At 61.8% G+C, this 26,032-nt stretch carries 24 protein-coding genes and 1 tRNA gene; 18 read left to right on the top strand and 7 right to left on the bottom strand.

Translation table 11 applies throughout. The features are described 5' to 3' along the window. The first annotated feature begins 62 nt into the window (after positions 1-62). The 4 genes from AABA34_RS07960 (at position 63) to AABA34_RS07975 (ending at position 5,269) form a co-directional block, all read left to right on the top strand. The gene (locus AABA34_RS07960; RefSeq protein WP_338304641.1) at positions 63-1,862 is read left to right on the top strand and encodes a DNA polymerase III subunit gamma/tau; all 1,800 of its coding nucleotides are present in this window, start codon (positions 63-65) and stop codon (positions 1,860-1,862) included. A 17-nt stretch (positions 1,863-1,879) separates the two neighbouring features. After that, positions 1,880-2,221, top strand: coding sequence for a YbaB/EbfC family nucleoid-associated protein (locus tag AABA34_RS07965; RefSeq protein WP_034953353.1), 342 nt, complete (start codon positions 1,880-1,882; stop codon positions 2,219-2,221). Positions 2,222-2,331: 110 nt separating this feature from the next. After that, entirely contained in the window at positions 2,332-4,740 is a 2,409-nt protein-coding gene (lon, locus tag AABA34_RS07970) for an endopeptidase La (protein WP_338304643.1), read from the top strand. A gap of 256 nt (positions 4,741-4,996) precedes the next feature. Then, positions 4,997-5,269 (top strand): HU family DNA-binding protein, encoded by a 273-nt coding sequence (locus AABA34_RS07975; RefSeq protein ID WP_034952933.1) that lies wholly within the window; start codon positions 4,997-4,999, stop codon positions 5,267-5,269. A gap of 103 nt (positions 5,270-5,372) precedes the next feature. Here AABA34_RS07975 and AABA34_RS07980 read toward each other — a convergent pair whose 3' ends face one another. Further along, on the bottom strand, positions 5,373-6,251 hold the full coding sequence (locus tag AABA34_RS07980; RefSeq protein WP_338304644.1) for a hypothetical protein: 879 nt from the start codon (positions 6,249-6,251) through the stop codon (positions 5,373-5,375). 22 nt (positions 6,252-6,273) lie between these two features. Next, on the bottom strand, positions 6,274-7,071 hold the full coding sequence (locus AABA34_RS07985; RefSeq protein WP_034952937.1) for a TrmH family RNA methyltransferase: 798 nt from the start codon (positions 7,069-7,071) through the stop codon (positions 6,274-6,276). Between the two features lie 156 nt (positions 7,072-7,227). Between AABA34_RS07985 and AABA34_RS07990 the strand changes: the two genes are divergently transcribed. Together AABA34_RS07990 and AABA34_RS07995 are read left to right on the top strand one after the other, a co-directional pair. Further along, a tRNA-Tyr gene (locus AABA34_RS07990) sits at positions 7,228-7,313 on the top strand. 80 nt (positions 7,314-7,393) lie between these two features. Further along, on the top strand, positions 7,394-8,560 hold the full coding sequence (locus AABA34_RS07995; protein WP_051699650.1) for a beta-ketoacyl-ACP synthase III: 1,167 nt from the start codon (positions 7,394-7,396) through the stop codon (positions 8,558-8,560). On the opposite strand, the gene AABA34_RS08000 is transcribed toward AABA34_RS07995, so the two are convergent. Continuing rightward, a complete protein-coding gene (locus AABA34_RS08000) occupies positions 8,521-9,633 on the bottom strand; it encodes a phosphatase PAP2 family protein (protein WP_338304645.1) in 1,113 nt (370 codons plus the stop codon). The genes AABA34_RS07995 and AABA34_RS08000 overlap by 40 nt on opposite strands. Before the next feature lie 140 nt (positions 9,634-9,773). Between AABA34_RS08000 and AABA34_RS08005 the strand changes: the two genes are divergently transcribed. Further along, complete coding sequence (locus AABA34_RS08005; protein ID WP_338304646.1) at positions 9,774-10,526, top strand: phosphatidylserine decarboxylase; 753 nt, start codon at positions 9,774-9,776, stop codon at positions 10,524-10,526. 43 nt (positions 10,527-10,569) lie between these two features. Further along, complete coding sequence (locus AABA34_RS08010) at positions 10,570-11,424, top strand: CDP-alcohol phosphatidyltransferase family protein (RefSeq protein ID WP_407931936.1); 855 nt, start codon at positions 10,570-10,572, stop codon at positions 11,422-11,424. Here AABA34_RS08010 and AABA34_RS08015 read toward each other — a convergent pair. After that, positions 11,405-11,662 carry a hypothetical protein gene (locus AABA34_RS08015; RefSeq protein ID WP_252257471.1) on the bottom strand — a complete coding sequence of 86 codons (258 nt, stop codon included), beginning with the start codon at positions 11,660-11,662 and terminating at the stop codon, positions 11,405-11,407. The genes AABA34_RS08010 and AABA34_RS08015 overlap by 20 nt on opposite strands. Positions 11,663-11,950: 288 nt before the next feature. Here AABA34_RS08015 and rpsB point away from each other — a divergent pair, with 288 nt between their 5' ends. Together rpsB and tsf are read left to right on the top strand one after the other, a co-directional pair. Beyond that, positions 11,951-12,736: a 30S ribosomal protein S2 gene (gene rpsB / locus AABA34_RS08020; protein ID WP_034952974.1), complete on the top strand. Its 786-nt coding sequence runs from the start codon at positions 11,951-11,953 to the stop codon at positions 12,734-12,736. A gap of 118 nt (positions 12,737-12,854) precedes the next feature. Then, complete coding sequence (gene tsf, locus AABA34_RS08025) at positions 12,855-13,781, top strand: translation elongation factor Ts (protein ID WP_034952976.1); 927 nt, start codon at positions 12,855-12,857, stop codon at positions 13,779-13,781. A 101-nt stretch (positions 13,782-13,882) separates the two neighbouring features. Here the strand turns inward: tsf and AABA34_RS08030 are convergent, their stop codons facing one another. The 3 genes from AABA34_RS08030 to AABA34_RS08040 all read right to left on the bottom strand — a co-directional run bounded on the left by AABA34_RS08030 (position 13,883) and on the right by AABA34_RS08040 (position 17,252). Then, on the bottom strand, positions 13,883-14,980 hold the full coding sequence (locus tag AABA34_RS08030) for a redoxin domain-containing protein (protein WP_338304650.1): 1,098 nt from the start codon (positions 14,978-14,980) through the stop codon (positions 13,883-13,885). Positions 14,981-15,077: 97 nt separating this feature from the next. Then, entirely contained in the window at positions 15,078-15,944 is an 867-nt protein-coding gene (locus AABA34_RS08035) for a metallophosphoesterase (RefSeq protein ID WP_338304652.1), read from the bottom strand. A gap of 240 nt (positions 15,945-16,184) precedes the next feature. Next, positions 16,185-17,252: an MBL fold metallo-hydrolase gene (locus AABA34_RS08040; RefSeq protein ID WP_338304653.1), complete on the bottom strand. Its 1,068-nt coding sequence runs from the start codon at positions 17,250-17,252 to the stop codon at positions 16,185-16,187. A 94-nt stretch (positions 17,253-17,346) separates the two neighbouring features. On the opposite strand from AABA34_RS08040, the gene pyrH reads away from it, so the two are divergent. From pyrH to AABA34_RS08080, 8 genes are all read left to right on the top strand, one after another. Continuing rightward, entirely contained in the window at positions 17,347-18,066 is a 720-nt protein-coding gene (gene pyrH, locus AABA34_RS08045; protein WP_034952982.1) for a UMP kinase, read from the top strand. 6 nt (positions 18,067-18,072) lie between these two features. After that, on the top strand, positions 18,073-18,630 hold the full coding sequence (gene frr, locus AABA34_RS08050) for a ribosome recycling factor (RefSeq protein WP_034952985.1): 558 nt from the start codon (positions 18,073-18,075) through the stop codon (positions 18,628-18,630). Between the two features lie 28 nt (positions 18,631-18,658). Next, complete coding sequence (gene uppS, locus AABA34_RS08055; protein WP_338304654.1) at positions 18,659-19,366, top strand: polyprenyl diphosphate synthase; 708 nt, start codon at positions 18,659-18,661, stop codon at positions 19,364-19,366. Further along, on the top strand, positions 19,353-20,099 hold the full coding sequence (locus AABA34_RS08060) for a phosphatidate cytidylyltransferase (RefSeq protein ID WP_338304655.1): 747 nt from the start codon (positions 19,353-19,355) through the stop codon (positions 20,097-20,099). The genes uppS and AABA34_RS08060 overlap by 14 nt, the downstream gene beginning before the upstream one ends. A 2-nt stretch (positions 20,100-20,101) precedes the next feature. Then, a complete protein-coding gene (dxr, locus tag AABA34_RS08065) occupies positions 20,102-21,265 on the top strand; it encodes a 1-deoxy-D-xylulose-5-phosphate reductoisomerase (protein ID WP_338304656.1) in 1,164 nt (387 codons plus the stop codon). Continuing rightward, positions 21,258-22,379 carry an RIP metalloprotease RseP gene (rseP, locus tag AABA34_RS08070; protein ID WP_338304657.1) on the top strand — a complete coding sequence of 374 codons (1,122 nt, stop codon included), beginning with the start codon at positions 21,258-21,260 and terminating at the stop codon, positions 22,377-22,379. The genes dxr and rseP overlap by 8 nt, the downstream gene beginning before the upstream one ends. Positions 22,380-22,605: 226 nt before the next feature. Next, positions 22,606-25,323, top strand: coding sequence for an outer membrane protein assembly factor BamA (gene bamA, locus AABA34_RS08075; protein WP_445083770.1), 2,718 nt, complete (start codon positions 22,606-22,608; stop codon positions 25,321-25,323). Further along, complete coding sequence (locus AABA34_RS08080) at positions 25,323-26,012, top strand: OmpH family outer membrane protein (protein ID WP_338304658.1); 690 nt, start codon at positions 25,323-25,325, stop codon at positions 26,010-26,012. Before bamA ends, AABA34_RS08080 begins: the two co-directional genes overlap by 1 nt. The last annotated feature ends 20 nt before the right edge of the window (positions 26,013-26,032 follow it).

Here is a 26,032-nt window from a genome sequence, read left to right on the forward strand (position 1 = left end):
ATCGTGCAAAACCGGGGTGCTTTGCAATCGACATCCTTGCTACCAGCGCCTAGCTTGCGGCCGTGCACGATTCCGATCCCGACCTCGACGAACACGAAGAAGAATGCGGCCCGACGGCTGCCGAGCTTGAGGCTGCCGGGCAGAATTCCATGTTTGGCGGGGCGGATATGGGTGATGCACCGCCGCCTCCACCCGCGCCGCCGCCAGCTGCCGATGCAAGCCAGCCCTATCGCGTGCTCGCGCGGAAATATCGCCCGCAGACCTTTTCGCAGCTGATCGGGCAGGAACCGATGGTGCGCACGCTCGCCAATGCGATCGAGCGTGACCGGCTGGCGCATGCGTTTCTGATGACGGGGGTGCGCGGGGTCGGCAAGACATCGACCGCGCGCCTGATCGCCAAGGCGTTGAACTGCATCGGGCCGGACGGGCAGGGCGGACCGACGATTGATCCCTGCGGCCAGTGCGAGCCGTGCCGCGCCATCGCCGAAGGGCGGCACATCGACGTGATCGAGATGGACGCGGCCAGCCACACCGGGGTCGACGACGTGCGCGAGATCATCGAACAGGTGCGCTACGCGGCGGTTTCGGCGCGCTACAAGATATACATCATCGACGAAGTCCACATGCTGTCGCGCAACGCCTTCAACGCGCTGCTCAAGACGCTGGAAGAGCCGCCCGCGCATGTGAAGTTCCTGTTCGCCACGACCGAGGTTGAGAAACTGCCCGTGACAGTGCTCAGCCGCACGCAGCGGTTTGACCTCCGGCGCATCCCGGCAGACTTGCTGGCCGGGCATTTCGGCAATGTCTGCAAGGCCGAAGGGGTCGAGGCCGAGGAGGAGGCGCTGCGCATCATCGCCGCCGCTGCCGAAGGTTCGGTGCGCGACGGGCTTTCGATCCTCGATCAGGCGATTGCCCATGCCGACATGGATTCCGAAGGCAAGGTCACGGCAGAGCGGGTGCGTGACATGCTCGGCCTTGCCGACAAAAGCGCGCAGCGCCGACTGCTTGGCCATATCCTCGAAGGCGACGCCAAGGCGCTGCTGGCCGGGATTGAGGAGCAATATGCGCTGGGCGTCGAGCCGCTGGCGCTGATGCGGGCGTTGATGGATCTGGTGCACCGGATCACGGTGGCGCAAGTTTCCGGCGGAGAGCCCGATGCGCCAAGCGAGGAGGAGCGCACCGCGCTTGCCGCATTCGCCGCGAAGCTGGGAGCGCCCGAACTGCACCGGCTGTGGCAATTGCTGCTGAAGGGGCATGAGGAAGTGCGTCAGGCGCCCGATCCGCTGGTGGCGTTGCAAATGGCGCTGTTGCGGGTGTTGCACGCCGCCGAAATGCCCGATCCGGGCAAGCTGGCAAGGCGGATAGAGGAATTGGCGAAAGGCGGGGCGATTGCCGCAGCGCCTGCTGCTCCCGCTGCCGATGCGGGCGCCGGTGCCGGTGGGACGCCGTCTGCCCAATTCCCCAGCGATTCCCAGCTCGAATGGGGCGCGCTGGTGGATCAGGTCGATGCATCCGGCCAGTTGCGCGTCGCCCAGATGATGCGCGACCGGGTGCGGGTGATCGCGCTTTCGCCGGAGCGGCTGGTTTTCGAACAGGCGGACAATTTCCCCGACGATCCCTCGCCCGATATACGCGATGCGCTGTTCAAGCTGACAGGCAAGCGCTGGCTGGTCGAACGCGGGCAGGGCGATGCCAGCCCCAGCCTGCGTGAAATCGCCGAGACTGAGGCGAAGGAAGCGCGAGAGCGGATCGAAGGCCACCCGCTGGTGCAAGCGACCAAAAACGCTTTCCCCGATGCCGAACTGATTGACCCCCAAGACACTGTCGCCAGCGCCTCATCGGCGGGCGGCAGATGGAACTGACCGAAAGGACCCCCAAGATGAAATCGATGGAAGAGATGATGGCTGCCGCACAGCAGGCCGCTGAAACCATCCAGAAGCAGATGAACGAGATGCAGGTGAAGCTCGACTCGATCGAGGTCGAGGGCACCGCAGGAGGCGGCCTTGTGAAGGTGCGCGCTTCGGCCAAGGGCCGCATCCTCGGTGTCAGCATCGACGACAGCCTGATGAAGCCGGAAGAAAAGGGCATCGTCGAAGACCTCGTCACCGCCGCTTTCAACGACGCGCGCGACAAGGCTGACCGGGTGTCGAACGATCAGATGAAGGAAATGCAGGGCAGCATGGGCCTGCCGCCGGGCTTCAACCTGCCGGGCATGGGGTGAGCCTCACCGCCGCTTCCACAGCTTCCTGAACCCCGGCATTGCGGGTGAGGGGAGGCCTTCCCATATTCGGGAAAACGGCGCGCCCCAATGGCGGCCTCGGATAACAGAATATGACCCAAAGCTTTCCTCTCCTCCCCTTGCGCGACATTGTCGTGTTCCCCGGCATGGTCGTGCCGTTGTTCGTCGGGCGCGACAAATCTGTTGCCGCGCTCGAAGCGGCGATGGAAACGTCGAAGGACATATTCCTGCTCGCCCAGCTCGATCCGGGCTGCGACGATCCCGAAGGCGATGACCTTTACGATGTCGGCGTCGTCGCGCGCGTGCTGCAATTGCTGAAACTGCCCGACGGCACGGTGCGTGTGCTGGTCGAAGGTGTCGAGCGCGCTAGCCTTGCCTCGCTGCGCACCGAAGAAGACTACGTCGTTGCCGCAGTATCGGTGACAGAGCCGGAAACCGTTGCCGGCACCGAAGTCACCGCGCTGATGCGGCAAGTGGTCGAACAGTTCGGCGAATATGCCAAGCTCAACAAGAAGATGGGCGAGGAAACCAATGTCGATCTGACCGATGTCGATGACGCTGGGCAACTGGCCGACACCATCGCCGCGGCGCTGAATGCCAAGGTTTCAGACAAGCAATCATTGCTGACCGAGGTCAACCCGTTGAAGCGGCTCGAACTCGTCATGGCCTTCATGGAAGGCGAATTGTCGGTGCTGCAGGTCGAGCGCAAGATCCGCGGGCGCGTGAAGCGCCAGATGGAGAAGACGCAGCGCGAATATTACCTCAACGAACAGCTCAAGGCGATCCAGAGCGAGTTGGGCGGCGGTGACGGCGAAGAGGCCGACGAAATCGCCGAACTGACCGACAAGATCGAAAAGACCAAGCTTTCGAAAGAGGCCAAGGCCAAGGCGAAATCGGAGCTGAAGAAGCTCAAGGGCATGCAGCCCATGAGCGCCGAGGCGACGGTGATCCGCAATTACCTCGATGTGCTGCTGGGCCTGCCTTGGGGCAAGAACAGCCGCATCAAGAAGGACATCGGCAAGGCGCAGGAAATCCTCGATGCCGATCACTACGGGCTTGAAAAGGTCAAGGACCGGATCATCGAATATCTCGCCGTTCAGGCGCGCACCAACAAGCTGAAGGGGCCAATTCTGTGCCTCGTCGGCCCTCCGGGTGTAGGCAAGACCTCGCTTGGCAAGTCGATTGCCAAGGCGACGGGCCGCGAATTCGTGCGCCAGTCGCTGGGCGGTGTGCGCGACGAGGCCGAAATCCGTGGCCACCGGCGCACCTATATCGGCTCGATGCCGGGCAAGATCGTCAACAATCTGCGCAAGGCCGGGACGAGCAATCCGCTGTTCCTGCTCGATGAAATTGACAAGCTGGGGCAGGATTTCCGGGGCGATCCGGCTTCGGCGCTGCTCGAAGTGCTGGATCCGGAACAGAACAACAAGTTCCAGGATCACTATCTGGAGCTGGATCTGGACCTGTCGAACATCATGTTCGTCACCACCGCCAACAGCCTCGATCTGCCGCAGCCGCTGCTTGACCGGATGGAGATCATCCGGCTCGAAGGCTATACCGAGGACGAAAAGGTCGAGATCGCCAAGCGCCACCTGATTGATCGCCAGATCAAGGCTCATGGATTGAAGAAGGGCGAATTCGAGCTGACCGAGCCGGCCCTGCGCGATCTGATCCGCTACTACACCCGCGAAGCCGGTGTCCGCACGCTGGAGCGCGAGATCGCCCGGCTGGCCCGCAAGAGCCTGCGCAAGATACTCGAAAAGGAAGTCGCCTCCGTTTCGATCACGCCCGAGAACCTTGGCGACTTCGCCGGGGTGCGCAAGTTCAAGCACGGGATGAGCGAGGACGAGCCGCAGGTCGGTGCTGTCACCGGGCTTGCGTGGACATCGGTGGGCGGTGAACTGCTCACCATCGAATCGGTGACGACACCGGGCAAGGGCGAGATCCGGACGACGGGCAAGCTGGGCGATGTGATGCAGGAAAGCGTCGCTGCCGCATTTTCCTTCGTGAAGGCGCGTGCGCCCAGCTATGGCATCAAGCCGTCGCTGTTCCAGCGCAAGAACGTGCACATCCACTTGCCCGAAGGTGCCGTGCCAAAGGACGGCCCCAGCGCCGGTATCGGCATGGTGACGTCAATCGTCTCGACCCTGACAGGCGCTGCTGTGCGTCCGGACGTGGCGATGACGGGCGAAGTCACCCTGCGGGGCCGGGTGCTGGCGATTGGCGGGCTCAAGGAGAAGCTGCTGGCTGCCCTGCGCGGCGGGATAACCACCGTGCTTATACCTGAAGAGAATGTGAAGGATCTCGTCGAACTTCCTCAAAAAATTAAGGAAGGGCTGGAGATTATTCCGGTGAGCCATGTCGATCAGGTGCTGCAACACGCGCTGGTCGAAATGCCCGCACCGATCGAGTGGACCGAAGCGGATGATCTGGCCTCGCAGCCGACGGCGCAGGGCCAGACGGTTGGCAGCGGCGGTTCTGACGTGCCAACCGCGCATTGATCGGCTAGTGGCGAGCGCGCTTGTCGCGATTCGCGGCAGGGTCGCTTGATTTTTCGGAATTTGACGGTGTGTCGCATCGCTCTGGCGGTGCGAAGGCCGGCTATGAGGTTGCCATCTCTTGGTCAGACTGGCTTCGGAATGGCTCTATTCCGGGAGATTTATCTTTGACAGCCTCCGCAAAAAGGTTTCAACCTACCGCCTTTGCGGCTTGGCGATTCACCAATTCGGATTTCAATAAAACAGAGGGGACGACGAGATGAATAAAAATGACCTGATCAGCGCGGTTGCCGAATCCAGCGGACTTTCCAAGAATGATGCGTCGAACGCCGTAGAAGGCGTTTTTGAAGCCATTCAGAAGGCTTTGGCAAATGGTGACGAAGTGCGCCTGGTCGGGTTTGGGACCTTCGCGGTTGCCAAGCGCAAGGCCTCGATGGGCCGCAACCCGCGCACCGGCGAACCGATGCCGATCAAGGCTTCCAACCAGCCCAAGTTCAAGGCCGGCAAGGGCCTCAAGGACGCGGTGAACTGATCCGGCCGGATTAGACCGCAACGGCGCCTGACCTCGCGCCAGCGAATAAAAGAACCCCGCCTGCCACATGCCGTGGCAAGCGGGGTTTCTTTTTGCTCTGCAATCAGCGTGACAAGTCGAGCAATGCCGTAGGCGCGGTTTTGGTGCGCGGCGAGATTGCCCATGTCAGCACCTCGCCATTGGGCGAGCGGCTGGCCCCTTCATCGGTGTTGTTGGCCATGATGCGGCCACTGGTGACGATGGTGAAGGTGCCTTCGACAGTGGGAAATTCAGGCATCTTTGGCCCGTCCTCTCCTTCGTCGCTGATGGCCGACAACCCCGCGAGGCCTGCCATGCCGCCCATCATCGCGGCCAAGGGATTGGCATCATTCTCGGCAGCGAAGCCGGGCGCGTTGATCCGCACGACATTGCCCTTGCGCAGGATCACGTGGACGAAGGGGTTGGTCGTCGGGAAATCCTCGATCACGGGGAACATGAAGTCGTGGTTCAGATCTCCGGTGACGGAATAGCGGATGTCGAACAGGCCATCGCCCTTGGCTTCGACCTTTTCCCACCCTTCCTGCCGCAGCAGAAGCCGCGTCAGTTCGGCTGTGGCTTCGGGGTTGGCCGGGTCGATCCCAGCCATCAGCGCGGCCATCTGTTCCGATTTGCGCGCCGCCTCCGCCGCGCGCGCCTCTGCCCCGGCTTCCCATTCGGCGCGCTGGCCGGCGATTTCGTTCCGGCTGCATTCGCGTTCCTCGAATGTGTTGTCGTTGAAGCAGGGTTTGGGCTCGAACGTTTCGGGCGTGTTGCCCATCTCGGCGAGCTGCGAAAGCCCGACGAAGAAAATCTCGCCTTCGTAGGTAAAGGTGAATTGGTCGGGTTCGGTCAGGATCAGTTCCGAGGTGAATTTGCCCGGCGTGATGAAACAGCCGGAAAGCACCATCGAAAGGCCGGCCAACAGGGCGGTAGCCGCCATCCGTGTCGCGTGGTGAAGTCTCATCGCCAGTCCTCCCCTTTTGCGCCTATCCTGGCGGGCGCGTCGCCACGGCATACAATGCAATCGCTGCTGCATTGGAAACATTAAGACTTTCGATATCCGACGATATCGGCAGCTTGGCCAAGGCATCGCAATGCGCAGCGATATTATGCCGCAAACCTTCGCCCTCCGCACCCAGAACAATGGCGAGCGCACCCATCGGCATCGCTTCGGCGAGGGTTGCTTCGGCTTCTCCCGCCATGCCGATGCGCCAGTATCCGGCCTCGGCCAGTTCATCGAGCGCCCTTGCAAGGTTCACCACCCTGATCCACGGCACAACTTCCAGCGCGCCCGAGGCCGATTTTGCGACCACGCCGCCTTCGGGCGGAGCATGCCGATCCTGCGTAACGATACAGGCGGCGTTGAATGCGGCGGCAGATCGCAGGATCGCGCCGACATTGTGCGGATCAGTCACCTGATCGAGTACGACAACAGGCCGTGCCGGATCGCCGTCCGCCACCTCGTCGAGAAACCGGTCTTCCAGCGGCTCGCATTCCAGAACTAGCCCCTGATGCGGCGCGTCCTTCGCCACCAGACGCGCCAGATCGGCGACATCGGCATATTCCACCGGAAAATCGGGCGGCAGTTCTCCGTCGAGGCTCTCGATTCCCTCGCGCGTCGCCCACAATTTGCGATGCTGGCGATCGGGGTTCTTCAGGGCGGCTTCGACCGGATGGCGTCCCCACAGCCGGACATAGCCGGAGGTAGCCCGACCGGAACCGCGCCCTCCCTTCATCCGTCCCGCGCGTCCGCGCAGTGCGCGTTTCTTGTCACCTTTGGCCATTTGTCGTCCTGATATCTGAAGTTCTGATGCTCCCCTGCCAGTCGCCCCATTGACAGGCAAGCGTCGCTTCGCCAAAGGGGCGCCTCTCGGCAGCGGGGCCCCTTGTGGCCGCGCGCATTTTTCGGAGCCGCGAAAGCTCCCAAAAGGCCCATGTGTGGACAGGTGGCCGAGTGGTTAAAGGCAGCAGACTGTAAATCTGCCCGCGCAAGCGTACGCTGGTTCGAATCCAGCCCTGTCCACCACCGGCCTGCTTCTGACATTTGAGGATTGCCACAATCACAGGCTTGCAGCGTCTGGGGTCGAGGCCTAATGCCTGCGCCCCATGCAAGACACCCTTTCGCAAACGGCGCAAGACGGCGCCCAGCTGACCGGTCGCCCGGTCATTTCCGCAACCGGGCTTTTCACCCCTGCGGAATCGATCACGAATGAAGAGCTGGTCGCCAGCTTCAACGAATATGTCGACCGGTTCAACGCGGCCAACTCCGCCGCCATCGAAGCGGGCGAGATGGAGGCCTTGCAGCATTCCTCGGTGGAATTCATCGAGAAGGCGAGCGGGATCAAGGCGCGTCACGTGATGAGCAAGGCGCCGATTCTCGATCCCGACATCATGGCGCCGCGCTGGGATGCGCGATCGAATGAAGAATGGTCGATGATGGCCGAAATCGGTGTCGCGGCTGCCAAACAGGCGCTTGAGCGGGCCGGGCGCAAGCCAGAGGATGTCGATGCGGTGCTATGTGCGGCATCGAACATGGAACGCCCTTATCCCGCGATGGCGATCGAGATCCAGCAGGCGCTGGGCATCGAAGGCTTCGGCTTTGACATGAACGTCGCCTGTTCCTCCGCCACTTTCGGCATCCAGACCGCCGCGGATTACATCCGCGCGGGCAATGCCAAGAGCGTGCTGGTGGTCAGCCCGGAAATCACTTCGGGCCATCTCAACTGGCGCGACCGTGACAGCCATTTCATCTTCGGCGATGTCGCCACCGCGGTGCTCGTCGAAGACGCAGCCATCGCCCCGGCAAAGCACTGGGAAATCCTCGGCACCAAGTTGAAGACGGTGTTCTCCAACAACATCCGCAACAATTTCGGCTTCCTCAACCGGGCCAACCCCGAAACCGCCGGAACGGCTGACAAGCTGTTCGTCCAGGAAGGGCGCAAGGTGTTCAAGGAAGTGGTGCCGATGGTCGCGCAGATGATCATCGACGAAGCGCAGCGGCTTTCGCTTGATCCGACGGCACTGCGGCGCCTGTGGCTGCATCAGGCGAATGCCGGGATGAACCGCCTGATCGCGCACAAGGTGCTGGGCCATGAAGCGAATGATGACGAAAGCCCGACGGTGCTCGACACCTATGGCAACACGTCAAGCGCGGGTTCGATCATCGCTTTCCACCTGAACAGCGACGATCTGGCGGCCGGTGACACCGGGCTGATCTGCAGCTTTGGCGCGGGTTATTCGGCAGGGACAGTGTTCGTGCGCAAGACCGCCTGAGCGCGCGCTTCAGTCCATTTGTCCCACGCAGCGACGATCCGCTGCGAAACCGCCCAGATCGCGGCAACCGCCAGCAGCGAAACCAGCCCGTCTACCGCATAATGGTAGGCGAGGTGGACGCTGCTGATCCATGTGATGAAGAAGAACACGGCGAAGAACGCGCCCCATTTGGGTGAGATGCGGCGCACCGCGATCCAGTACAGGAAAGCGATAGCGCAATGCATGCTGGGCATGGCGGTGATGCCGCTGCCAAGGCCGCTCTGATCCTTGCCATACCATTCCAGCAGCATTTCCTGCACCGGCAGCACCATGATCGGCACCTGTTCGTTGGCGGCATAAAGATAGGCCATCTGCGGGTCGAACGTGGGATCGCCCAGGATCGGCCCGACAAAGCATGGCCCGACCGATGCGAGCCAGGTCGCCATCGCCCCGCCGACGAGCGTCCAGCTGAGCACATAGGACAGGAAGAACTGTCGCCGCACCCGGCTGTCGATATTGGCGAAGGCGAAGAACATCACGCCCGGATAGAGCAGCAGAAACCACAGGTGATACAGCAGCGCCAGAGTAGCGGTCACGATCGGATAGCCGAGCACCGGCTGCAAAACCTGCCATGCATCATGGCCAAAGAAGATCGCCCGGTCCCATTCGATGAAGGCGCGATCCCAGGTGTAGGCATTGAACAGCGGAATCGCCGATTTCATCTTTGAAAAATAGGGCAAAAGGAAGATCGCGACCCCAAGCATGGGCAGTCCGGCAGCAACGCGCAGTCTGAATTCGGGGGTGGAATAGCGTGCCTTGAGATGGGCGACCGGGCTATCGGGGCGGTGGCGGTGCAATTCGCGCACCGCATCCCAGCAGGCCAGCACCACCACGAACATGAAGAATATCTGCGAATTTGCGAGAATGCCGCTGACACCGGGATTGATTCCATGTGCCGCGAGCAGGCTCACGCACAGGATCATCAACGCGCACCCGATGGCATAGATCGGCACTTCGCCGAGCCAGCGCTGTGCGAGCGGGCTCGCAGTGGCTTGGCCGGATGGCGTGCCGGGCGTCGTTGCTGCCGTGTCCATTGGGCGAAATTGCTCCCGTGCTGCCCGCTGCGATCCTTTGCCCGGCAAATAGGGTAAACATCTCACTAAAGTGTGAATGGGCTCAATCGCTTGTGCACGCTCGCTTGCGAGGCGTTGCGCCACAGCCTAGAGGCGTAGGCATGGCAGGTGAAATTCTCGACAATCAGGGCCGCGGCGAAGCTAGCTGGGGTTGGCCCCCGATCCATCCCGAAGGTCGCAAATATGGCGTGATCGCCATCGCGATCTCTCTCATCCCGCTCCTGATCTTCGATTGGGAGATCATCGGCTGGCCGCTGTTGCTGCTGTCGCTGGGCGTCTTCGCGTTCTTCCGCGATCCCGAACGCGTGGTACCGCAGGGTGACAATTCGATCGTTGCGCCCGCTGACGGTCTGGTGACGCTGATCACCACGGTTGAGCCGCCGGTGGAATTGCAGGTGGATGATGGCTCGGGCAATCCGGGGCTTCCGCCCGGGCCGGTCACGCGCATTTCGATTTTCATGAGTGTGTTTGACGTGCACATCAATCGCGCGCCGATTGCGGGAACCGTGCGACGGGTCGTCTATGTGCCGGGGAAGTTCGTGAATGCCGATCTCGACAAGGCGAGCGAAGAGAACGAGCGCCAGCACATCCTGATAGAAGGCGGCGATGGCCTCGCCATCGGCTTTACCCAGATCGCCGGACTGGTCGCGCGCCGCATCGTGCCGTTCGTGAAGCCGGGCGATATGGTGGCCAAGGGACAGCGCGTGGGCCTGATCCGGTTTGGCAGCCGGGTCGATGTCTATCTGCCCGCAGGCACCGATGCCAAGGTGATGATGGGGCAGAAGATTGTCGCCGGTGAAACGGTGCTGGCGGAAATCGGCTCGACCCAGCTGATCGAAGGGATTGCGCAATAGTGATCGCCACGGGCGGTCGCGCGCAGGATTGCAGGACGTTCCATTGAAGAAGCGCTCCATCTCCCGGTTCAAGCCGCAATTGCCCGCCCGGGTCGGCCCGAAGGCGGCTGAGGACGAGGACTCCAAGGAAGCGACCGACGGACGCGGGCTGAGCCTGCGGGCGATGCTGCCCAATGCGATCACCGCAGCGGCGCTTTGCGCCGGCCTGACGGGCGTTCGTTTCGCGATCGAGGAACAGTGGGCCTATGCCGTGCTGGCGGTGGCGCTGGCGGGCGTGCTGGACGGGATCGACGGACGGATCGCGCGGCTGCTCAATGCGCAATCGCGCTTTGGTGCGGAGCTGGACAGTCTGGCGGATTCGCTGTCTTTCGGGATGGCGCCTGCGCTGATCCTCTACATGTGGTCCTTGCAGGATTTGCCGCGGTTCGGGTGGTTTGCCGCGCTTGCCTTCGCGATCTGCTGCGCGCTGCGGCTGGCGCGGTTCAATGCGCGGATCGATGTCGAGGACCAGCCGCACAAATCAGCCGGTTTCCTGACCGGGGTTCCCGCACCTGTCGGGGCAGGGTTGGCGTTCACACCGTGCTATCTCTGGATCGAGACCGGGATGGATATCTTCCGCGATCCTGTGATCCTGGCGATCTGGCTGGCGGTGATCGCGATCCTGCTGATTTCGAACATGGCAACGCTAAGCTGGACGGCGATCAGGCCGCGCCGCGATGTGCGCCTGCCGCTGCTGGCGTTTTCGGCCATGGCGTTTGCTGCCTTGCTGCTGGAGCCGTGGTGGACGCTGACCGCGATCAGCGCGGTCTATCTGGCGTTGATGCCCTATGCGCTGATCAAATACGGCAAGATCAAGCGGCGCCGGGCAGAGGCGGCGATCAGCCAGCAATCTGAGTGACGGGCAGGGGAAGGCGGCGCGCATAGGGGCGCGTGGCGGCTGCCAGAGTCCGGCGGGCCGGGCGGCGCAGGCGAACTTCATGCGCGTGAACCTGCGGGACGAACCCGGCTCGCAGCAAGGCCTGTTCGCGCTTCACCGCGCGATAGGCCGCTTTGCCGCGCAGCCAGCTGTCCAGCAGGCTGAGAGCCGTGGCGATGGTCGCGAGAATTAGCAGGCAGGTGGCAATCGTGGCGATCATCTCGAAGGTCTCCGTATCCGACGTTCAGCGTTTGTTCTGATCGCTTTGTTCCCTAGGTGTTCCACTTAGTCAAGAAGTTTGTTCCACTTGTGTTCCAAAGCGGCGTTTGGCACTAGATTTTGTGGAGGAAGGCGGCTAATGGCGCGACCTCGTTGACGGCCCGTTCCGAATCATTCGGCGGCGAATCAGCGAAATTCACATGGAAGGCGCAACATACCGGTGCCGCCCGCGGGATCTCCGCAGGTTGGTTCCATGCTTTCCAGAGGAACAACCGGAAAGGAAATACCTATGGCGGCCACTACCGTCACCATGCAGCAATTGATCGAGGCCGGTGCACACTTCGGCCACCAGACCCACCGCTGGAACCCGCGGATGAAGCCGTATATCTTCGGCGCCCGCAACGGTGTTCACATCATCGACCTGTCGCAGACCGTGCCGCTGTTCGCGCGCGCTCTGGACTTTGTCGAGCAGACCGTCCGCGCAGGCGGCAAGGTGCTGTTCGTCGGCACCAAGCGTCAGGCGCAGGAGCCGATCGCCGAAGCAGCCCGCATGTCGGGCCAGCACTTCGTCAACCACCGCTGGCTGGGCGGCATGCTCACCAACTGGAAGACCATCAGCGGTTCGATCAAGCGTCTCAAGACCCTTGAAGAGCAGCTTTCGGGCGACACCAGCGGCTTCACCAAGAAGGAAGTCCTCCAGCTCACCCGTGAGCGCGACAAGCTCGAACTGTCGCTCGGCGGTATCCGTGACATGGGCGGCATTCCGGACGTGATGTTCGTGATCGACGCCAACAAGGAAGACCTCGCCATCAAGGAAGCCGCCGTGCTCGGCATTCCGGTGATCGCGGTGCTCGACACCAACACCGATCCGACCGGCATCGCATTCCCGGTTCCGGGCAATGACGATGCGGCGCGTGCGGTGCGTCTGTACTGCCAGGCGATCGGCGATGCCGCCATCGCGGGCAAGGGCGGCGCGGTGCAGGCTTCGGGCGAAGATTTCGGCGCGATGGAAACTCCGCCGGCCGAACCGACCGCTGAAGCTCCGGCTGAAGAAGCGACTGCTGAAGAAGCCTGATCCGTTTCGTAATCTGGCGCGCAACCCGCGCGTCACAATTCAAGACTAGCGCGCCGGGCATCCGCACCCTTTTCTTGGGCGGTCCCGGCGCCCAAAACCCTATTAGAAGGAATTTCCCATGGCCGATTTCACCGTCGCCGATGTGAAGAAGCTGCGCGAAAAGACCGGCGCAGGCATGATGGACGCCAAGAAGGCGCTCGCCGAAGCAGGGGGCGATATCGAAGCCGCCGTTGACGCTCTGCGCGCCAAGGGCCTCGCCACCGCTCAGAAGAAGTCGAGCCGCACCGCGGCTGAAGGCCTCGTCGGCGTCGCCGTCGAAGGCACCGCTGGCGTGGCTGTCGAAGTCAACTCGGAAACCGACTTCGTCGCCAAGAACGACAAGTTCCAGGATTTCGTCCGCAAGACCACCGCAGTGGCGCTGACGATCGACAGCGACGATGTCGAAGCGCTCAAGGGCGCTGCCTATCCCGACGGCGGCACCGTTGGCGACAAGCTGACCGATAACGTCGCCACCATCGGTGAAAACCAGCAGATCCGTCGCATCAAGACCGTTTCGGTCGGCTCGGGCGCGGTCGTTTCCTACGTCCACAACGCCGCCGCCGAAGGCCTCGGCAAGATCGGCGTTCTCGTTGCGCTTGAAAGCGATCTGGCTGCCGACGTGCTCGAACCGTTCGGCAAGCAGCTCGCCATGCACATCGCTTCGATGTTCCCGATGGCTCTGAACGCCGAAGGGCTCGACCCCGAAGTGATCGCGCGCGAACGCGCAATCGCTGCGGAAAAGGCTGCCGAAAGCGGCAAGCCGGCCGAAGTGCAGGCCAAGATGGTCGACGGCGCAATCGCCAAGTTCGCCAAGGAAAACGCGCTGCTCAGCCAGATGTTCGTGATGGACAACAAGAGCACCGTCGAAGCCGTGGTTGCCAAGTTCGGCAAGGACAACGGCGGCAGCGTCCAGCTGACCGACTACGTCCGCTTCCAGCTGGGCGAAGGCATCGAGAAGGAAGAAAGCGACTTCGCCGCAGAAGTGGCAGCAGCTGTCGCTGGCTGATCCTTTTCAGCAAACCGATACAAACGGTCGTCGCAGCATCACCGCTGCGGCGACCGTTTTCGTTTGTGGCGCCGGCCCGATGGCCAATGCCGTGAATGGATTCAGCTGAACAGGTGCGAGATCAGGTTGTAGCGGACGCCCGATGTCGTTTCCTGCACCTCGTGCAGCAGCGAGGATGAGAACACCATCGCCGTGCCTGCGGGCACGCGGTATCCTTTGGGACTGAATTCCGCGAAAGTGATTTCGCCGCCTTCGTAATCGTCGTTCAGGCTCATCGACAGGGCAAAACGCCGGTGCGCGCCGGGTGGTTCGGTGTTGTCGCGGTGCCCCATGTTGATCCCGTCGCGCCTGCCGACATAGCGCGCGATATGCAGGTCTTCGCGGCGGGTCACGTCATAGGCGAAGGCTTTCTTGATCATCGGCGTAACCCGGCTGAAAATCCTGTCATCTAGGAAAGCCAGCGTGTTGTGATCCTTGATGATCAGGTCGATCCGATCCTGCCGGTGGTGATCATAAACGGGGATCTTGTAGTTTCCGGGAATCTCTCCGGGACGCGGCTGTCTCACCATGAACGGCGTATCCGTTTCCACCGATTCAACCAGCTTCCCGCATTCCTCAGGTGTCAGCACATTGGGAACGATCAGGATCGGGGCGTGGGGCGGGCTCCAGCGCAATTCCTCTGCAGCCTGAGCGTTTTCCATCAGGTTCATTATAGTCTCCAGCGTTGCGCCTGCATCCTTGTCCGGATCGAACCATGCGCGGATTTGCCGATAGGGGGTGATCAGTACGAGCCGGGTCTGCCGGTCAGTGCCCAGATGCATTCCGTAAGAGGCAAAGATCGCGCCCGACGGGTCGCTGGCAATCGGCCAGGGAAAGCCCGTGGCGCGCTTCAATTGCTTGTTGCGGGCCGCATCGGTCGATGCGCTGACGACCAGCACGGTGGCATTGGCCGCATCCAGCCGCGGTTCGAGGGCGGCCAACCCCTTTAGCAATGGCGAAACGCCATCGCTGTCGGGATCGCCGATCATCACCAGCAAGAGATACTGGCCCGACAAATGATCATCCGCGAGGGTCAGCCTGCGGCCCGTTTCGTCACGGGTTTCGAACCCCAGCGCCATCGCCCCGTGCCATAGCGTCTGGACATAGGGCCGGATGGACGGTGCGGCGATCTGGTTTGTCGGTCGGTGGTCGGCCATCATTGCACTTGCAGTTTGAAAGGGATGCGCACCCTATCCAGTTCGTTCTCAAACCAAAAGCGGGAATCCCGCGATTGCCCCTGTCACGTTTGCCACGGCGTCAGGGGCGCGTCGGGCGCAGTTCGATCAGCCAGATTTCCGGCTGGGTGAAAAGGCGGACCGGCAACAGGCTGGTGCCAAGCCCGGCTGTCGTCACCAGCGTCTTGCCATGCAGATGCTTCACCCCGCAGGCATAGGTTTCGCCATAGTCCGACATGGTCGCGGGCGAACCGCCCCACGGATAGGCAATCTGTCCGCAATGGGTGTGACCGGCCAGCACCAGATCGGCACCGACCGGGACGGATGGGAAAATGTCCGGGCTGTGCGACAGCCAGATGCGCGGGCCGTTCAAGGGCAGAAGCGCCGTTTGCGTTGCCCCGATATCGGCCTGCCCGGTGAAATCATCATCCACCCCACCGATGGCGACCGGGCCGAGCTGCGCGGCCTCGTTCTCCAGCACGATGACGTTGCGCAGGCGTTGGAGCTGCGTCTTCAACGCAGGCCAGTCGAACCAGTGATCGTGATTGCCCGGCACCACGACTACACCGTGCCTTGACTGCAATGCCGCCAGCGGAGCAATGGTTTCGGCGGCGGAATAGTGCCGGGTCGCGCTGCGCTTTTCGCTGATGAAATCGCCGGCGATGGCGACCAGATCGGGCCGCGTCGCGTTGATCTGTGCGACGATCCGTTCCAGCCGTTCTGGCGGCATGTCCGGCCCGGCCACGTGAATGTCGGCGATGAAGGCGATGGTGAAGGGCGGTGATCCGGCGGGGAGGCGCTCGCTTTCGATCACCAGCCGCTCGATCAAAGGATCGCGCATGGTGTCATGCCACGCCTTGGCCACGAGCATGATGGCCAGCAGCACACCAAGTGCCAGCAGGATTCTGACCCAAGGGCTGCGCATAGGGGCCACGATGAATGCGTTCATGTCATGCCTTTGCCGGGGAAGCGCCTGCGATGGCAATGCGGGACGCGCGATTTTCCTACTTCGCCGGGCTGCGGTATTGCACGGGCGGTTCTTTCACATCGTCGGGTTCAAGCCGTGCGGCTGCCGGGGTCGGCTTTTTCGGAAAGTCACACCGCGTTTGTGTAAGTAGCGGAAAAGAATATGAAATAGGAGAAATCTATTTTTTCAAAGCACCGGCTTCGGTGTTCCACACAAGCCTCCTCACATCGCTTCTGACCGGCTGATCGCATCGCCTTCCGGAGGCAGGGAGAACACCATTCCGTCTTCGCCGACGACGATCTCCCCGTCGAACATGTCCGGCGCATCGCCGAGGAAAGCGGGATAGATGAAGGCGTTGGGGATTGGTGGGACGAGGTGGGACAGCACCAGCATTTTCGCCCCGGCGGTCTGCGCGCTGGTCGCGGCATCCTCGGGCGATGCGTGATAGTCGAGGATGTCGCGGGTGATGGTTGCGACATTGGTGTTTCCCGCAGAATCGAGCGCTGCGGTCATGTGGCCGACCAGCTTGGGTTGCAGGGCATCGTGGACGATTATGTCCGCGCCCTTGGCAACCTGTTCGAGCATCGGACTGCGCGCCGCATCGCCGCTGATGACAACCGAGCGGCCTTTGTAGTCGAAGCGATAGCCGACAGCAGGGGCCACCGGATCGTGATCGACAAGGAACGCGGTGATCGTCAGGCCGCCGCGCTTCAGAACGGTGACGGGTCCGTCCGCGATCTCGAACGGGTTGGCGACAAGGCCGCCGCCGGTTTCGGGCACAATCTCCACCCCATGATGGGCGATGCGATAGCTATGGTCGAGCGCGTAGGCCTCGTTGAAGCCGTTGACGAGCCGTTCCAGACCCTGCGGCCCGATCACCGGAAGCGGCACGGTGCTGGCTCTTTGCGTCCAGTACATTAGCGCAAGCGGGCCGATGCCATCGACATGGTCGGAATGGTAATGGGTCAGCAGCAGAGCATCGAGCGTGGTGATGTCGAAGCCGATGAGGTTGATGTTGCGCGAGCCGCCTTCGCCGATGTCGACGACAAACGCCTGATCGCCTGCAATCAGAAGATTGCACGGCCCGGCGCGGTCGGGATTGGGCAGGGGAGACCCCGTGCCGCACAGGATGAGGTGCAGGCCATCGTCAAGTTCAAGTCCCGGCCCAGCGATGCGATCTGCAACGACGCTGGCGAACAGCCGCTCGCCCAGCTGGCGCTGAAACACTGTCGCTGCAACACCTGCGAGCACCACTACAGCCAGCAGCGCCAGCACGATCCGTTTTGCCATTTGCCGGTCTCCCCCTTGATCTTTCCCCTTTGCGCGCCAATCACAGCTTGTCTAAGGGGACCTCACCTCACAACCAATCGGACGTATCTCACCCATGCCTATGCCCCAGATCAAGCGCGTTCTTCTCAAACTCTCGGGCGAGGTGCTGATGGGGGAACAGGAATACGGGATCGACCCGGCCTATGTCGCGCGGCTGGCCGAAGAGGTGAAGGCGGCCAAGGACAGCGGGATCGAGGTTTGCCTGGTGATCGGCGGGGGCAACATCTTCCGCGGGATCAGCGCCGCGGCGAAGGGGCTGGACCGCACTACCGGCGATTACATGGGGATGCTGGCAACGGTGATGAACGCGCTGGCAATGCAGAACGCGCTGGAACAGCTGGGCGTCCAGACGCGGGTGCAGAGCGCGATCCCGATGTCGTCCGTGTGCGAGCCATACATTCGCAGGCGCGCCGAACGGCACCTTGAGAAAGGGCGGATCGTGATCTTCGCCGCGGGAACGGGCAACCCGTTTTTCACCACCGATACCGGCGCTGCGCTGCGGGCGGCCGAAATGAACTGCGATGCGCTGCTGAAGGGCACTAGCGTTGACGGGGTCTATGACAGCGATCCCAAGCACAACCCCGACGCCACCCGGTTTGAAACCATCACATACGACCACGTGCTGTCGCAAAACCTCAAGGTGATGGACGCCACCGCAGTCGCGCTTTGCCGAGAGAACGACATTCCGATAGTGGTCTTTTCCATCCGTGAAAAAGGCAACGTGGCCCGCGTCCTTTCAGGCGAAGGCACACAGACGATTGTACAGAAGGACTGAATACCGATGCCGCAATATGACAAGGCCGATATCGAACGCCGCATGAAGGGCGCTGTCGAATCCCTCAAGGGCGACCTTTCGGGCCTGCGCACCGGCCGCGCGAACACCAGCCTGCTCGATCCGGTTGTGGTCGAAGTCTATGGCGCGATGATGCCGCTCAATCAGGTCGCGACCGTTTCCGCGCCGGAGCCGCGCATGCTGAGCGTACAGGTGTGGGACAAATCGAACCTGATCGCCGTCGAAAAGGGCATTGCCAAGGCCAACCTCGGCCTCAATCCGATGATCGACGGGCAGACGCTGCGTCTGCCGATGCCCGATCTGACCGAGGAACGCCGCAAGGATTTGGCAAAGCTTGCCGGGCAATATGCCGAACAGGCCAAGATCGCGATCCGCAACGTGCGCCGCGATGGGATGGAAGCGTTGAAGACCGACGAGAAGAAGAAGGAAATCTCGGAGGACGAACGCAAGCGGATGGAAGACGAAGTCCAGAAGCTGACTGACAAATATGTCGCGGAAACCGACGAGGCAGCCGCCAAGAAAGAACAGGAAATCCTGACCCAGTAAGGGCGGGTTTTCGGGCAGGGGAGACCGAATGGGCGCTGGCCCCGTGAAATCAGACGCGCGCTCCGTAGGCGGTGCGCGGCATGTTGCCATCATCATGGATGGCAACGGTCGCTGGGCCAAGAAGCGCGCTTTGCCGCGTGCCGTCGGTCATCAACGCGGGGTCGAAGCCGTGCGCCGTCTGGTGCGCGGGCTCGAGCCAATGGGGCTAGACTGCCTGACGCTCTATGCGTTCAGTTCGGAAAACTGGAAACGTTCCGAGGACGAAGTCGACGATCTGATGAACCTGATGCGCAAGTTCATCAAATCGGACCTCGCCGAATTCGTCGCCAATAATGTGAAGCTCAAGATAATCGGCGACTGGCAATCGCTCGCGCCTGATATCGTCGCCATGCTCGAAGACGCTTTGGCGCAGACCGCGAATGGCAGTCAGACGCTGGCAGTGGCTTTGAATTACGGGGCACAGAACGAAATCGCGCGTGCGGCGGCCAAGGCTGCTCAGGCGGGAGAGGTTACCCCGCAAACGATCGAGCAGCATCTCGACACGCATGATCTGCCGCCGCTCGATCTGCTGATCCGCACCAGTGGAGAAATCCGCTTGTCGAACTTCCTGCTGTGGCAGGCGGCCTATGCCGAAATGCTTTTCGTCGATACGCTGTGGCCCGATTTCAAGCCCGAGCATCTGGCTCAGGCGCTTGATGATTTTGCGCGAAGGGAGCGCCGCTATGGTGGACGTTGACAGCCAGATTGACGCAACGCCGCCTTCATCGGGTGGCATGGGCGATCTGCTGGTGCGCTTTGTTTCGGCTGTAGCATTCGCCGGTGCGGCGATGATCGCGCTGTGGCTGGGTGGTTGGTTCTGGGTCGGCTTTGTGGTGTTGCTCGCTGGGCTGGTGCTGTGGGAATGGAACGCCATTGTCAGCAAGTTCGGCATTTCCGCAGCTGGCGAAATCGCGTGGCAGTTTATCGGGGCGCTCTATGTCGGGGCGGCGGCGCTTGCCATGGTGCAGGTGCGTTTCAATTACGACATGATCACGGTGATGGTCGTGTTCATCGCCCCGATCGTCGCAGTCGATGTCGGCGCCTATTTCTCTGGCAGGCTGATCGGAGGGCCGCGCATTCTTCCCTCCGTCAGCCCGTCAAAGACATGGGCGGGATTGTTGGGCGGCGCATTGGCTGCATCGCTCGTCTGCATCGGGGCCGAATTCTACGACATCGGGCCGGGGGGCTATATCCCTGGCTTTGATCTCACCAGCCTGGGCGGCGCGATCACCACGGGATGCCTGATCGCGGTTATCGCCCAAAGCGGTGATTTCTTCGAAAGCTGGATGAAACGCCGCGCTGGCGTGAAGGATTCGGGCAGCATCATGCCGGGGCATGGCGGCATCTTTGACCGGCTCGACGGATTTATCGCCGTGTTCTTCATCCTGTTTCTGATGGCGGTGGTTCCCGCCTATCTGCAACAGGTGTGACAATGGCGCGGACACTTTCACTCCTTGGTGCTACCGGATCGATCGGCGCTTCGACGCTAGACCTGATCCGACACAATCGGGGTGATTGGCAGGTGGAGGCTCTCACCGCCAATTGCAGCGCGAAGGAGCTCGCGGCACTTGCCATCGAGTTCGACGCGAGGATCGCTGTGGTGGGCGAGGAAAGCTGTCTCGACGACCTGCGAAGCGCGCTTGAGGGTACGGGAATTGAGGCGGCTGGCGGGGCGCAGGCGCTTTGCGAAGCCGCGGCCCGGCCTGTCGATATGACGGTTGCCGCGATAGTCGGTTGCGCGGGGCTGGCGCCGACTATGGCCGCTGTCGAGCGCGGCGGGACTATTGCGCTCGCCAACAAGGAAGCGCTGGTTTCGGCAGGCGAAATCCTGAAATCGGCGGTCGAACGTGCCGGGGCGACGCTGTTGCCGACCGATTCCGAACACAATGCGATTTTCCAGTGCCTGGCCGGAAACGATATCGCGCAGGTCAGGCGGATCATCCTCACGGCCAGCGGTGGGCCGTTCCGCACGCTGGATGCGCAAGCGCTCAAATCGGTGACGCGCGAACAGGCGTTGAAGCATCCCAACTGGGAAATGGGCGCGAAGATCACGATCGATTCCGCCACGATGATGAACAAGGGACTCGAATTCATCGAAGCTCATCACCTGTTCCCGGTGGGGCTGGAGAACATCGAGATTATCGTCCACCCGCAAAGCATCGTGCATTCGATGGTGGAGTATCGCGACCGTTCGGTGCTGGCGCAGCTTGGCCCCTCGGATATGCGCGTGCCGATTGCGTCATGTCTCGCATGGCCCGAACGGATGGAAACGCCGCTTGCGCCGCTGGATCTGGCGGCCATCGGAGAGCTTACGTTTCAGGCCCCGAATGAGGAGCTGTTCCCGGCAACCCGCATTTGCCGCGAGGCGATCGAGGCGGGCGGGGCAGCACCGGCAATCCTCAACGCCGCGAACGAAATCGCGGTTGAAGCGTTCCTGTCCGGTCAGATCGCGTTCACACGCATTACTGCAGTGGCGCAGGAGACACTTGCGCGCTATACGGCGCACGCGCCGGGCACGCTGGAAGAAGTGCTCGCAATAGATGCACAAGCGCGTGATCGCGCCCGCACCGCACTGGAGAGTTCCGCACTTGTTTGAATCGCCCCCTTTCTGGATGTACGTCGCCGGGTTCCTGCTGTTGCTGGGGCCGCTGGTGACTGTGCACGAACTGGGCCATTATCTGGTTGGTCGCTGGTTCGGCGTGAGGGCCGACGCATTTTCGATCGGCTTTGGCAGTGAAATCTTTGGCTGGACGGACAAGCGGGGAACGCGCTGGCGGATTTCCGCTTTGCCGCTGGGCGGATATGTCCAGTTCAAAGGCGATATGAATCCGGCGAGCGTGCCTGATCCTGATGCACCAGCCGAACCGGGCAGTTTTCAGGGTGCCGCCCTTTGGAAGCGCGCTCTGATAGTAGCGGCGGGGCCGGTGACGAACTTGCTGGTCGCCATCGGAATTTTTGCCGCATTTTTCGCAGTTTACGGCAATCCGACGATTGTTGGCGCAGAGGACTCGCGCACTGTCGGGGAATTTGCAGAAGAATCGGTTGCGCGCGACGCCGGGATGCAGATTGGCGATACGATCGTGGCGATCGACGGAGATTTGGTCGCCGATTTCGATGCCATCCGTAACGAGGTGCTGCTTCACCCCGACAAGCGTATGGTCTTCACGGTCGAACGTGACGGCACGAAACTCGACATCCCGCTGACCACAGCACGGATCGAGGAAACCGACGGTTTTGGCAATGTCAGCGTGCTTGGCCGGATCGGCGTAGGCCCGGACGGCGGGCAATATGTGCTGGAAGAAGTCGGCGTGCTCGAGTCTGTTCCGCTGGCGGTTGCGCGCTGCTGGGACATCACCGGCATGATGATTACCGGCATCCGTCAGATCATCACCGGCGAACGTTCGATCAAGGAATTGGGCGGGCCAGTAAAGATTGCCAAGTTCTCTGGCGAGCAGTTGAGCCTCGGCCTGCTGGCCTTCATCAACTTTGCCGCGCTGATCTCGCTTAATTTGGCATTCATCAACTTCTTGCCAATCCCCGCGCTCGATGGCGGGCATCTTGCCTTTTACGCCGCCGAGGCGATCCGGCGCAAACCGGTTGGTCCGCAGGCGACGGAATGGGCATACCGGACCGGTATCGGCATTGTTCTCGTCTTCATGGTGATTGTCACCGTGAATGACGTGATCTCGCTGCCGCTTTTCGGCAGTTAAATCAGGGGTCTGGTTTCTCTGTGGCGCGCTGTTTTGCGTGTCTTGGACGAGATCGGCGCAACGGACTGTCGGGCATTGTTCGTCCAATGACCGGCATGGCTTCTTGACCAGCGCCACGCGCATCGGGCAGAGGCGACGGAGAGATAGATTGGCGAGGCTTAACGGCCTTGTTTTTGCGCCCCGGGCAGGCGCGGTAGACTACGGGTTGGACGGGAACACATATTCCATGAATCGATGCAGCGAAACGGGCGTGCGGCCTGTGGTATCCAAGAATGCAGCACGGCGCCTCGCCACGGCACTTACCGGTGCGACGATGCTGGCGGGTGTTCCTTACACGGCTCTGGCACAGGATGAAGGGACTGCCTCGACCGGTGCGAGCCAACCCGCGCCCAATCCAGCGCAGCCCGCATCGACCAATGTCATCCGCACGATCAGCGTGGCCGGGGCAGAGCGGCTCGAACCGACGACGATCCTTTCGTACATTCGCCTGCGCGTGGGCCAGGAATACACCTCCGCCGCCGCTGACGAGGCGCTGAAGGATCTGGGCGCGACCGAGCTTTTCGCGAATTTCTCGATCCGCAACGACAATGGCAATGTCGTCATCACAGTCACCGAAAACCCGGTGATCAACCGGATTGTTCTGGAAGGGAACGACCGGCTTGATGCGGACAAGATCCTTCCCGAAATCCGCCTTGCACCGCGCCAGATCTTCACCCGTTCCAAGGTCCGCGCCGACGTTGCCCGCATCGTGGAACTGTACAAGCGCCAGGGCCGGTTCGCCGCGCAGGTTGAGCCGAAGATGGTGCAACTGCCGCAGAACCGCGTCGATGTGGTCTTCGAAATCACCGAAGGCCCCAAGTCCAAGGTTCGCCAGATCAACATCATCGGGAACGAGGTGTTTTCCGACAGCGAGCTGCGCAGCGAGATGGTGACGAAGCAATCGCGCTTCTTTCGCTTCTTCAGCTCCAACACCAGCTACGATCCCGATCGTCTCGCGTTTGACCAGCAAAAGCTTCGCCAGTTCTATCTGACCGAAGGCTATGCCGATTTCCGCGTGGTGTCCGCTGTTGCCGAACTTACCCCGGATCAGCGCGACTTCATCATCACCTATGTGGTTGAGGAAGGCGAACGCTACAACTTCGGCGAAGTCGAAGTGGAAAGCCAGCTGCGCGATTTCGACAGCGATGCGCTTCAGGCCGGTCTGGCGATGAAGACCGGCGATTTCTACAACGCCAAAAGCGTTGAGGACACTGTCGAGCAGCTGACGGAGCTGGCTGGCCGGTTCGGCTATGCCTTTGCCGACGTGCAGCCGCGCTTCAACCGCAATCCCGACGAACTGACGATGGATATCACTTTCATCCTGCGTCAGGCCCCGCGCGTTTATGTCGAACGCGTCGATGTGAACGGCAACACGCTCACCCAGGACAAGGTGATCCGCCGCGAATTCCGTCTGTCCGAAGGCGATGCGTTCAACTCTCTGGGCGTGCAGCGCACCACGGCGCGCATCAACTCGCTGGGCTATTTCCAGGAAAACTTCGAAGTCGCTCAGGTCGAAGGCAGTGCGCCTGACCGGATCGTGCTTGAAGCCAACGTCGAAGAACAGCCGACCGGCGAACTGCAGTTCTCGGCCGGTTTCTCGTCCATCGAACAGTTCATTCTGGCAGGCAGCATCCGCCAGCGTAACTTCCGCGGACGCGGACAGACCATCGGGCTGAGCCTCAACTATTCGCAGTTCTCGCGTTCGGCACAGGTCAGCTTCACTGAACCCTACGTGTTCGATCGCAACATTCAGGCCGGTGCAGACATCTACCGGCGCGACTTCAACAGCTTCAACTTCACCAACCGCCAGCGCAACACGACATTCGAGCAGGCAACCACCGGGACTTCGTTCCGCGTCGGTGTCCCGCTGACTGAATACATGTCGCTGATCGGCAGCTACACGCTGAACTACGACGAAGTGAGCCTTGCGGAGAACCTGTTCTTCTCGGACACCGACGGTGATGGCGATATCGAATGTGACCCGCTGCTCGCCGGCCGCTTCCTGTGTGATGCACTGGGCAACCGGCTCAGCTCGATCGTCGGCCTCAGCGTCAGCTATAACTCGCTGAACTCGCGCCTGCGCCCGACCCGTGGCCGCAACATCACGCTCAGCACCGAGTTCGCAGGGCTGGGTGGCGATGTGCGTTATGTGCGTTTCCGCGGCCGTGGACAGCAGTTCTGGAACGTCGCCAATTCGGGTTTCATCTTCTCGATATCGCTCGAAGGCGGGACGATCATTCCGCTTCAGGACCGTGGCGGCGCAGGGGTTGACGACATCCTGTTGACGGACCGGTTCTTCCTCGGAGAGCCGCAGTTCCGCGGGTTCGAGATCCGCGGCGTCGGCCCGCGTATCCTGACCCAGCCTTACATTCTGGACACGGCCAACAACAATGTCCTTGATGACGATGGCAACCCGACCCTGATTACCGATCGCCGGTCGATCCGTGACGACTCCATTGGCGGTCGGAACTACTATCTCGGCCGTGCGGAGCTCGAATTGCCGCTCGGCACGGGCGCGCGTGAACTTGGCCTGCGCCCATCGATCTTCCTAGATATCGGCGCGCTCTGGGGTGTTGATCGGCCTGTCCTGCAGGACAATCCGCTTGGCATTCCGCAGATTGACGCCGACGGCAACCCGCTCTTCATCGGTATCGATGACGGCCAGCTTACCACTGATCCGTTCGCTGCCGATGGCGTGACTCCGAATACCCGGCTGATCCGGCCGGGCAGCGCGATCCGCGAGGTGTTCCTCGGCGATTCGCCCAGCCCGCGTATCACCGCGGGCATCGGGGTTAACTGGAACTCGCCTTTTGGCCCGTTCCGCATCGACTTCGCCCAGACGATCCGCAAGGTCGAGGGCGATGATGACCAGACATTCACGTTCAACGTAGGAACTCAATTCTGATGAAACTCTTCAACAAAATGCTCGCCCCGGCGGGCCTGGCGCTGTGCGCGCTGGCCGCAGCTGCACCCGCAACGGCTCAGGTTGATGGCCGTCTGGCCACCGCCGACATTGGCCGCGCCATCATCGGCACCAACGCGCTGCGCATCGCCTATGAGCAGGTCGGCACCACCTATGCTGCGCAGATCGAGCAGCGCCAGACCAAGCAGCAGCAGCTCACCACGCTGTTGCAGCCGTTCGACGCCAATGGCGACGGCCAGCTCGACGAATCCGAACTGCCTGCGCTGCAGAGCTCACCCAACTTCCAGCAGATTCAGACGCTGGAACAGGAAGTTGGCGCGCTGAACCAGCAGGTGAACGCGGCGCGCATCTATGCGGTCGAGCAAATCCTCGCGAAGTATCCCGAAGCCCTGACCGAAGTCACGACGCAGCAGCAGATCGTAATGGTCATGCAGCCCGACACGTTGCAGTTTGCAGCGCAGGGCGCGGACATCACTCCTCTGATCGTCAACTCGCTCAATGCCAAGGTGCCTTCAGTCGCGATCGTGCCGCCCGCCGATTGGCGCCCGACCCGCAACGCCGCGCAGCTGTTCCAGGAAATCCAGCAGACGCTGATCACTGCGCAGCTGATCCAGCAGCAGCAGGCCGCACAGCAGGGCCAGCAGCCGCAACAGGCACCGGCTGGTCGCTAAGCAAGCATACGGGGGCAGGG

This window comes from Erythrobacter sp. Dej080120_24 (assembly GCF_036322605.1).
Lineage (GTDB): Bacteria > Pseudomonadota > Alphaproteobacteria > Sphingomonadales > Sphingomonadaceae > Erythrobacter > Erythrobacter aurantius.